We start from the raw sequence: 8323 nt of genomic DNA on the forward strand, positions 1-8323 counted from the left end.
GATGCTTTAAATAGGCCTATAAGGTACTTTGTTTATTACGTTCAGTCAAAACTAAACAATATATTTTAAATCCATTATTGGGATAAGGTAGAGGCGTAAAGGGGCTGACTTTCAAACTTGGAATGTAAATTCTTTTAAAAGCTTCCCCTAACGCATAGACTGCCTAGATCAATTACGAAACCTCTTGGCTGTGTTGTTTTTTATATCGCTTAGTTAATTTTGCACTGCGTAATTGGTCAGAAATAACGGCCCACAATGGTGACGCCTTTGTTTTGGTTGATTTTCCTGCCGCTATTCTGCGTAATTGTTGTTTAACTAAAGCCATGACTGCCAATCCGCTTAGGGTTTTATCTTTCCAATTCACTACAGGGATATGCCCTAGTTCATGAGGATTTTTCTGCCATTTATTAGGTAAATCTGGGGTAATGGCCAAGGCACTCGCTATGCCCACAAGTTGCACGCCACTTTCTATTACTTGATTGGCCACCTCTAAGCGGCGAACACCACCCGTGGTCATAATAGGCATAGCCACATTTTCGGCAATCTTACTGGCAAACTCTAAGAAATAAGCTTCTCTTGCTAAGGTTCGCTCGTCCCCCGAACGTCCTTGCATGGCAGGTGCTTCGTAACTACCACCAGATAGCTCAACGAGGTCAACATTCAAATCGGCTAACATTTTTACCACTTGCTCGGCGTCTTCTACATCAAAACCACCTCGCTGAAAATCGGCAGAATTTAGTTTAACTGCTATGGCAAAATCCTCGCTGCATACCGCTTTAATAGCGCGAATGATGTCCATTAATAACCGGGCGCGATTTTCTAGACTCCCCCCCCATTTATCCTGACGCTTATTGGTAAGAGGCGACAAAAACTGCGCCAACAAATAGCCATGGGCAGCATGTACTTCAACGCCATCAAAACCCGCCTGCTGGGCTTTTTGCGCGGTAGTGGTAAAGCGTTGAATCACATCTTGGATCTGTGTTTCATCCATAGGCGTTGGCGTAGAAAACATCCCCGAATGTTTACCCATATTCAAAGCCACATCAGAAGGCGACAATACTTTGCCGCCCATTTTTTTAAACACCTGCCGCCCCGGATGGTTAATTTGCATCCAGACTTTAGTGTTATTGGCTTTTGATAACGCCGCCCATTCTGTAAAAGGGACTAAATCAGTATCTTGCTCTAACACCACCCCACCAGGGCCAGTCATGGCTAAATGATCAACCATCACATTGCCGGTAATGATCAGCCCTACTCCACCGTCAGCCCAGGTTTTATACAGCTGCTTAAGCTCTTTTCCTGGTAGATGTTCAACTGTGGCAAGGTTTTCTTCCATGGCCGCCTTCACCATACGATTTTTAAGAATTTGACCATTGGGTAATGTGAAAGACGTGAATATTGAACTTGTCATGGGGAGCCTGTTAATTACTGCATAAATTATGCTCATTATATTGGGCTATTTGCTTAGCAAACAAGCTTTGTAACAAGATTTCCCAAAACACGGTATTCACAGCACCTCAGCCTATGTTAGTATGTGTCTGTTGGTAGTTTGCAACCAACAACTTGGGGCTGATTTTGGATTCGACAAGATTCTAGACGCTTTAGGTGCATGTCGAGGAGCGGTTTGCCTCGTAAAAAGCCGCATTTAAATAGTCGCAAACGACGAAAACTACGCTCTAGCCGCTTAATAACCGGCTAAGCCCTTCCACTCATACTCTTTCTGCTAGTAGAGGTTCGGAAGGTCATCCCAGCAGGATAGCGAGGGAACCTTGTCTAAGGGTGAACCGCGAAACAGTATTAGGCCAGCTGCAACGAAATCCTGTTTGTCGGAGTTCCACGTAGTTAAATAAAAGACAAAATAAGCATGTAGTACCGACGGTTGACGTGTTTTGGACGCGGGTTCGAGTCCCGCCAGCTCCACCAACTCGATAATTAAAGCCGCTTTTTAGCGGCTTTTTTTATGCCTAAAAATCAATAAAAACCAGACTACAAGGCTATTCAGAGGTTATTTACGCTTATTTATAATTATTGACACTCAACCTTTTTGGGGTAGTCTTTGGGGGGTTCGCTATATAAACATACAATATGAGCCCCCTATTATGGCTAAAAACACTAAACCACTATCACCTACAGAAGTAAAACAAGCTAAGGCAAAAGATAAGTCATACAAACTATTTGATGGCTTTGGGTTAGTGCTCAAAGTAAGAACCAACGGATCTAAATCGTGGGTATTTATTTACAATAAACCATTTATTAAAAAGCGTGCAGAACTGGCATTCGGGACTTATCCAAATATAGGATTAGCCGCGGCTAGAATTTTAAGAGATAAAGCTAGAGAGTTGTTAGCCAAAGATATTGATCCCAAAGAGCATAAAGACGCATTAGCCCGCCACAAAACAGATCAGTTGAGTAACACACTTGAGCAAGTGGCGACCAATTGGTTTCAAGTAAAGAATTCAGAAATAAGTCCAGATCATGCTAAAGACTTATGGCGTTCATTAGAATTACATATTTTTCCAGCATTAGCTAAAAAACCAATAAGTAAAATTAGCGCGCCTATAGTTATTGATGTACTAAAACCAATTGCGGCAAAAGGCAGCCTTGAAACAGTTAAGCGATTAACACAGCGTTTGAATGAAATAATGAATTATGCAGTTAATACTGGCCTTATACATGCTAATCCACTAACAGGAATAAAGGCGGCATTTAAAAAACCTGAAAAACAAAACATGCCCACCCTATCCCCTTCTCAACTTCCTGAATTGATGACCGCTATCAGTTACGCCAGCATAAAAATAGTAACTCGTTGTTTAATTGAATGGCAGCTTCACACAATGGTTAGGCCAACCGAAGCGGCTGGTGCTAAGTGGTCAGAGATAGATTTAGAAAATAAACTTTGGGTTATTCCTGCAGAACGCATGAAAAAGAAGCGTGAACACGCCGTACCACTAACAAAACAAACCATAGAATTATTAGAACGGTTACAACCTATTAGTGGTCATAGAGAATATATTTTTCCAGCAGACAGAAATCCCCGTTTACATATAAATAGTTCAACAGCAAACATGGCACTAAAACGTATGGGATTCCATCAAAAGCTTGTTGCTCATGGAATGAGAGCATTAGCCAGCACAACCTTAAATGAACAAGGTTTTGACGGTGACGTCATTGAAGCCGCACTAGCTCATGTAGACAAGAATGAAGTAAGACGTGCATACAATAGAGCAGAATATTTAGAACGCAGACAAATATTAATGACTTGGTGGTCTGAACACATAGAACAGGCTAAAACTGGAAAGGTAACTATATCTAATCAAGGCCTAAAGGTTGTAGGGTTATGATATTCACAAGTAAAAAATCTTTCGAAGATTGGCTGAAAAATATAATTGCTCAAGCTATTTTAGACTTTGAATCCCAATACAATATTAAGTTATCTCAATTTGACGACAAGGACTTTGCAATAAAGCATTCCAAAGAGCATTATTTAATGAGTGCTATTTATAAGGTGTTAGATTATTTTGAGGCTTTCAAGACTAATAAGTCCCTTCTCCGAGCAATTAACCATCCCATAGCCAAAGATGAAATATGGGAAGTAAACAGTTTTAGAAATTTAGTAAAGAGTATTATCGAAATTTCATATTACACACCAAATACTAAAGATAGCATAAGACCAGACTCGTTAGCTCACACAAATATAACAAAATACCTACTTAAAGCCAGTGGTGACACATGGTTAGACCCAGCCTTTCATGAATTATTATTATGGTATATCGAACAAACAGAAATAAGTTACAGAAGTAAGAAGAAAACTATTGAGAATGAAAACAAAAAAATTATGATATGGCTTGACGTACAAAAGTTAATGGTCGATGGCTGCCAAAAGACTGACGCACTCCAAGCGGTAGCCATTGGAAACAACAAGGCAGATATCCGTAATCATTATGATGAAGTTGACCATTCTAACTGGGCTAAAGGGGTTGGAGTTTATTTAGTGGACAATTATAAGTTTAAAAAATAGAGATTATCGGTCGTCATTTCAGCGAGCCTTATACTCTTATAATTCTTATCAGAAAATGCCTAGACTAACCATAATTAATCAAACAAGGAATTAATTATGGGCATTAACACTCACATAAACAGCAATAACACACCACTTCAAATAATCAGACGTCCTGCCGTTTTACAAATGACAGGTTTTTCAAAATCCACATTATATAACCGCAATCAGGACGGTACTTTTCCGCCAGCTGTAAATTTAGGCGGCAGAAGTGTTGGCTTTGTTCAATCCGAATGCGAACTTGTATTACAAGCCTTAATAGCAGGCATACCAACAGATGAAATAAAAGTCCTTGTTAAATCCTTAGTTGAACAACGTAAATTCAATATAGGAGGACTTTAATTATGAGCATCCATAAAGACAAATGTTTAGAACTAGGATTACCTGAGCCTGAAAGTTACGACACTCAAATCGCCTATGTTTTAAAACTAATCTCTAATGGCTATAAGTTTAATACTAGATTGGCTAGATATATCGGGATTCACAATTTGCACAGCATTGTGTCAAAGCTGGCTAAAAGTGGTCTGGATTTTACATTAGTGCATGACTTAGCTAAATGCTATTACACCAAAACAACACCACCCCAGAACGTAGATATTGTATTTATGACACCTGAGCAAATCATTATTTATAACAATAAAAAAGCCGCTAAAAAAATCAATTTAAAGCGACCTTCCTAAAACTTAGCTGGTGGATTGAGTTTGGCGACCGTCCACCAGCACAAAATTGAGTATATACCATGCTTATTTATTTAACAGCAAAAAGCCATAACGTGACGTCTAACTTTACTTATATTGATTGGAAAACGTTATGCGATAAAATACGAATCCCCATTGATTTAGGCAGTGTCACACCAGAAAAGGCCAAAGATAAATCAGAGGTGATAGCCGCCACTGATGCGCCGGACAAGCTTAAAGAAACTGCGCTACTACATGATAATTTTACCTTACTCAGGTTGGATTTGGATGATACCAAGCTTGATATTGATAGCATTAGTGATGCGCTTAATAATATAGGTTTTACCTCTTACATCATTCATAGCACAGCAAGCCACCAGCAAGGCGACAATGGCAATCGTTATCGAGTATACATACAACTAGCCGTTGCTTTACGTTATGCCGATTGGGCAGCCATAGAGAGTTATTTAAGTTCTGTGTTTATGGCTGATGACTGCGCCACTAGACCTCAACAAATTATGTATTTACCCGCACGATTTAAAGGTGATAAATACGAACATCTTATTATTGATGGCGATGCCTTTATTGGGCAAAACTCAGCACTATTAGCAGATGCAAAAGTATTTGGCAGTGAGCAGGAAGCACAACAAGAAACGGCTAAACAAACCGCACCAATCAAGCCTACTTTTAATGAAAATTTAATTGGTAACCAAGTCTCTATCATTGATGCTGTGAATTCGTCTTATGAATGGGAAAGCTTATTGCTATCTTATGGCTATAAACGTCAAGGTGCGGCATTTCTGCCACCTGAATCAGCCAGTAATAAAGCTGGTGCGTATATATTAACAAGTCATACAGACAACAGGCCTCGTTACTATTCGCACCATGAAAGCGATCCATGCGCGACAGGAAAATGTATTGACCAGTTCGACTTTATAACTATTCGCAGCTACGGCGGCGACGCTAAGCAAGCAATTAAGGACATCGCAAAAACACACTTTACCGCCGTCGATAAGCACAACAAAAAAGAATGGGCGATTCACCAACAGAACACCAAAGCAAAGTCTGTGTTTAATAAGGTGGTGAACTCATGATGCCAGCACCTAGCAAACCATTAGATATAGAACTACCAGAAAATACGACTAGAGATAGGCCAAAATTTAGCGACATTGTTGTTAGCGCAAGTGGTACGCCAAGAGTGGTCAATACAGCAGATAATTTACAAGAGTTAGCAACATATTGTGGTGTAGGTTTTAGGTTTAACATGCTTGAATTTGTGCCAGAAACCCATGATTTAACAGGTGATAAGTTAGATCTTTCTTTTGACCAATTAAGAAGTGAATTTGTATCCGCTGCTAGTCGATTCGGATTACCAAAAGCCGCAATAGATGATCACTTAGTCGCGTTAGCAGAAAACAATAAGTACCATCCTGTAAAACACTGGCTTGATAGTGGCGAATGGGATGGTATAGCAAGACTGAATCGGGTTGTAACGTGCTTAAATGCCGAACATGAATCATTAGCCGTTGCTGTTATAAAACACTGGCTGGTGGGTTGTGTTGCTTCGCTATATGAAGGAAGTTTCAAAAGTAAGCTTGTGCCTGTATTACAAGGCAGTCAGTCTTACAAGAAAACCGCCTATGTTGAGCGTATCGCTAGTATTATGCCTCATGCTTTTTTAGAAGGGGCTGAACTTAATCCCGATAATAAAGACAGCCTTATATCTTGCACAAGAGCGTTTATTGTTGAGCTTGGGGAATTAGAACGGACTAATAAAAATTCTCAAGGCTCACTAAAGGCATTTATCACAAAGAGCATTGATACAGTGCGCCCTCCATATGCAAGAACGGACATTAAAAAGCCAAGACAAACGCATTTTATCGCGACGGTGAACGGTGACAACTTTCTAAAAGATGAAACGGGTTCAAGTCGCTTTGTCGTGTTAGCCATGAACAAAGCCGCTGATATGGACAAGCTTAATACAATATTAGGTTGGCACTATGACGGCACTGGATCTATTAAACAAACTAACCCTGAATTGTTAAAACAGTTTTGGCTTGAGGTTAAACAACTTTATCAAGATGGTTTTGGTTGGATGTTGTCAGAGCATGAAATTACTTTAGCTCAATCAATTAATGAATCATTCAATGACAAAGGCAGTTGGTACGAATATATCAAAGATAAGTACGTTAAAGAGAATGACCATATAAATATTAGGTTGAGCTGGATTACCGCAGGTGAATTAGTCGACGAAGATGACAATTTAACCAGCCGTGAAACTGGTCTAATTGGCAAAGCGTTAAAGAAACTCGCCAATGAAGATTTAATCAGAACCCGCAAAGGGCGTGCTAACAGAACTGAATACCATTTTCCGTAGTATTAGCCGTTTCTATCCTTGTGAATGGTTAGGTGGGTTAAGTGATGGTTAGGTGAAATTGATTTACTTAACCACGCTACAACCCTTTATTTATATGGCTTAACGAAGTATTGGTTAGGTGGTTAAGTAAAAGTAGGAATAAAGATTTTTTAATAGTAAATAGCAGTGGTAGTGGTGCAAATATGAGTATCAGCACACAGAAAAGGCTAATAATTCTGTAGAGTAGTAAAATGCTTAACCACTTAACCAAAGCTAACGAAGTCTTATTTTATATAGCCTATAGCTTGGTTAAGTAAATGGTTAAGTGATGGTTAGGTAACCAGTTAGTTTTCGGCAGTCTTATCTAGACCACATAAAATCAATAACTGTAAGAATGCGCCTGTTTTTCGTAATAAATAATTTTGACTACTCTGCTAATACAATTTTTTTATTGTTTACATACATTACACAACTAATTTTATTTGCCGCTTTAACTATCGCATATTTTCTAGCAGCAAGATCTTCTGATTTATTATCTAAATTTTGTGATTTTTGGTTTCTACTGTATTTGTCTAATGCTGTCTCTCTAGAGTTTGTGGACAAGTTATCAACTTGATTAAGTAAGTTATTTAAAGAAGCTTTTGACACCCCGATAAACTCCTCATTTAATTCTTCACATGTATATTCTTTATATACTGTTGGACTAATAAAGGTAGAACTATCAGGTTTATTAACTGTAATAGTTGTAGAAGGTGGTTGTGAATTTACTGAAGACTTTGACTCGTAACTTGGTGATGTTGCACAGCCTAATAATGCAAACGTGTTAATTAATAAAAATAAGTATTTATACATTTTTTCATCCTTAAATAAAGTGTTCCGTAAATTACGATAACATAAATTTTTCAACAAACAATCTATTATAGAAAAATGAAGATAATAGCGGCTTAACATATAAGAAATAGTTAAAATAAAAACATTAAAAAATTAAGGTTGAATAATGCCTAAAGGTTTTCATGTAAGTCATGCGCAAACGCGCAACTATATTGAGTCATATCAAAAACTGAAAGCAAACTCATTTAAGAAGATGCTTGATGCTAAGGTAGGCAGCTATATCTTTGAGGGTATTAAGCAAAGCGAAGAGCATTGTATATTTGAATTAATAGCGCCGGACGAATGGCCGAGGGCTATGATTTTTACTATCAATGACAGAAAAATACCTGTCCCCCTGCAAAC

At 38.5% G+C, this 8323-nt stretch carries 9 protein-coding genes and 1 other RNA gene; 8 read left to right on the plus strand and 2 right to left on the minus strand.

Features of this window, described 5'->3' with window-relative positions; genetic code table 11:
• Positions 1 to 172: 172 nt before the first annotated feature.
• Complete coding sequence (locus Q0688_RS19750; RefSeq protein WP_299081364.1) at positions 173 to 1411, minus strand: NADH:flavin oxidoreductase/NADH oxidase family protein; 1239 nt, start codon at positions 1409 to 1411, stop codon at positions 173 to 175.
• Positions 1412 to 1565: 154 nt separating this feature from the next.
• Between Q0688_RS19750 and ssrA the strand changes: the two genes are divergently transcribed.
• From ssrA to Q0688_RS19785, 7 genes are all read left to right on the plus strand, one after another.
• Positions 1566 to 1923: a transfer-messenger RNA gene (gene ssrA, locus Q0688_RS19755) on the plus strand.
• Between the two features lie 176 nt (positions 1924 to 2099).
• The gene (locus Q0688_RS19760) at positions 2100 to 3341 is read left to right on the plus strand and encodes an integrase domain-containing protein (RefSeq protein ID WP_299081367.1); all 1242 of its coding nucleotides are present in this window, start codon (positions 2100 to 2102) and stop codon (positions 3339 to 3341) included.
• Positions 3338 to 4018: a hypothetical protein gene (locus tag Q0688_RS19765; protein ID WP_299081370.1), complete on the plus strand. Its 681-nt coding sequence runs from the start codon at positions 3338 to 3340 to the stop codon at positions 4016 to 4018. Before Q0688_RS19760 ends, Q0688_RS19765 begins: the two co-directional genes overlap by 4 nt.
• Positions 4019 to 4114: 96 nt before the next feature.
• Positions 4115 to 4399: an AlpA family transcriptional regulator gene (locus Q0688_RS19770; RefSeq protein WP_299081373.1), complete on the plus strand. Its 285-nt coding sequence runs from the start codon at positions 4115 to 4117 to the stop codon at positions 4397 to 4399.
• Positions 4400 to 4401: 2 nt separating this feature from the next.
• Complete coding sequence (locus tag Q0688_RS19775; RefSeq protein WP_299081376.1) at positions 4402 to 4737, plus strand: hypothetical protein; 336 nt, start codon at positions 4402 to 4404, stop codon at positions 4735 to 4737.
• A gap of 59 nt (positions 4738 to 4796) precedes the next feature.
• Positions 4797 to 5828, plus strand: coding sequence for a hypothetical protein (locus Q0688_RS19780; RefSeq protein WP_299081379.1), 1032 nt, complete (start codon positions 4797 to 4799; stop codon positions 5826 to 5828).
• Positions 5825 to 7111: a VapE domain-containing protein gene (locus Q0688_RS19785; protein WP_299081382.1), complete on the plus strand. Its 1287-nt coding sequence runs from the start codon at positions 5825 to 5827 to the stop codon at positions 7109 to 7111. Before Q0688_RS19780 ends, Q0688_RS19785 begins: the two co-directional genes overlap by 4 nt.
• A 405-nt stretch (positions 7112 to 7516) precedes the next feature.
• Here the strand turns inward: Q0688_RS19785 and Q0688_RS19790 are convergent, their stop codons facing one another.
• Entirely contained in the window at positions 7517 to 7942 is a 426-nt protein-coding gene (locus Q0688_RS19790) for a hypothetical protein (RefSeq protein WP_299081385.1), read from the minus strand.
• A 145-nt stretch (positions 7943 to 8087) separates the two neighbouring features.
• Between Q0688_RS19790 and Q0688_RS19795 the strand changes: the two genes are divergently transcribed.
• A partial coding sequence (locus Q0688_RS19795; RefSeq protein WP_299081388.1) for a hypothetical protein occupies positions 8088 to 8323 on the plus strand: 236 nt, incomplete at its 3' end.

Origin of the sequence: uncultured Paraglaciecola sp. (assembly GCF_937123705.1) — a bacterium.
Lineage (GTDB): Bacteria > Pseudomonadota > Gammaproteobacteria > Enterobacterales > Alteromonadaceae > Paraglaciecola.

Excerpts from the sequence above, each read along its gene's own strand:
- Q0688_RS19750 (WP_299081364.1), bottom strand. The coding sequence starts at position 1,411 with ATGACAAGTTCAATATTCACGTCTTTCACATTACCCAATGGTCAAATT.
- Q0688_RS19760 (WP_299081367.1), top strand. The coding sequence starts at position 2,100 with ATGGCTAAAAACACTAAACCACTATCACCTACAGAAGTAAAACAAGCT.
- Q0688_RS19765 (WP_299081370.1), top strand. The coding sequence starts at position 3,338 with ATGATATTCACAAGTAAAAAATCTTTCGAAGATTGGCTGAAAAATATA.
- Q0688_RS19770 (WP_299081373.1), top strand. The coding sequence starts at position 4,115 with ATGGGCATTAACACTCACATAAACAGCAATAACACACCACTTCAAATA.
- Q0688_RS19775 (WP_299081376.1), top strand. The coding sequence starts at position 4,402 with ATGAGCATCCATAAAGACAAATGTTTAGAACTAGGATTACCTGAGCCT.
- Q0688_RS19780 (WP_299081379.1), top strand. The coding sequence starts at position 4,797 with ATGCTTATTTATTTAACAGCAAAAAGCCATAACGTGACGTCTAACTTT.
- Q0688_RS19785 (WP_299081382.1), top strand. The coding sequence starts at position 5,825 with ATGATGCCAGCACCTAGCAAACCATTAGATATAGAACTACCAGAAAAT.
- Q0688_RS19790 (WP_299081385.1), bottom strand. The coding sequence starts at position 7,942 with ATGTATAAATACTTATTTTTATTAATTAACACGTTTGCATTATTAGGC.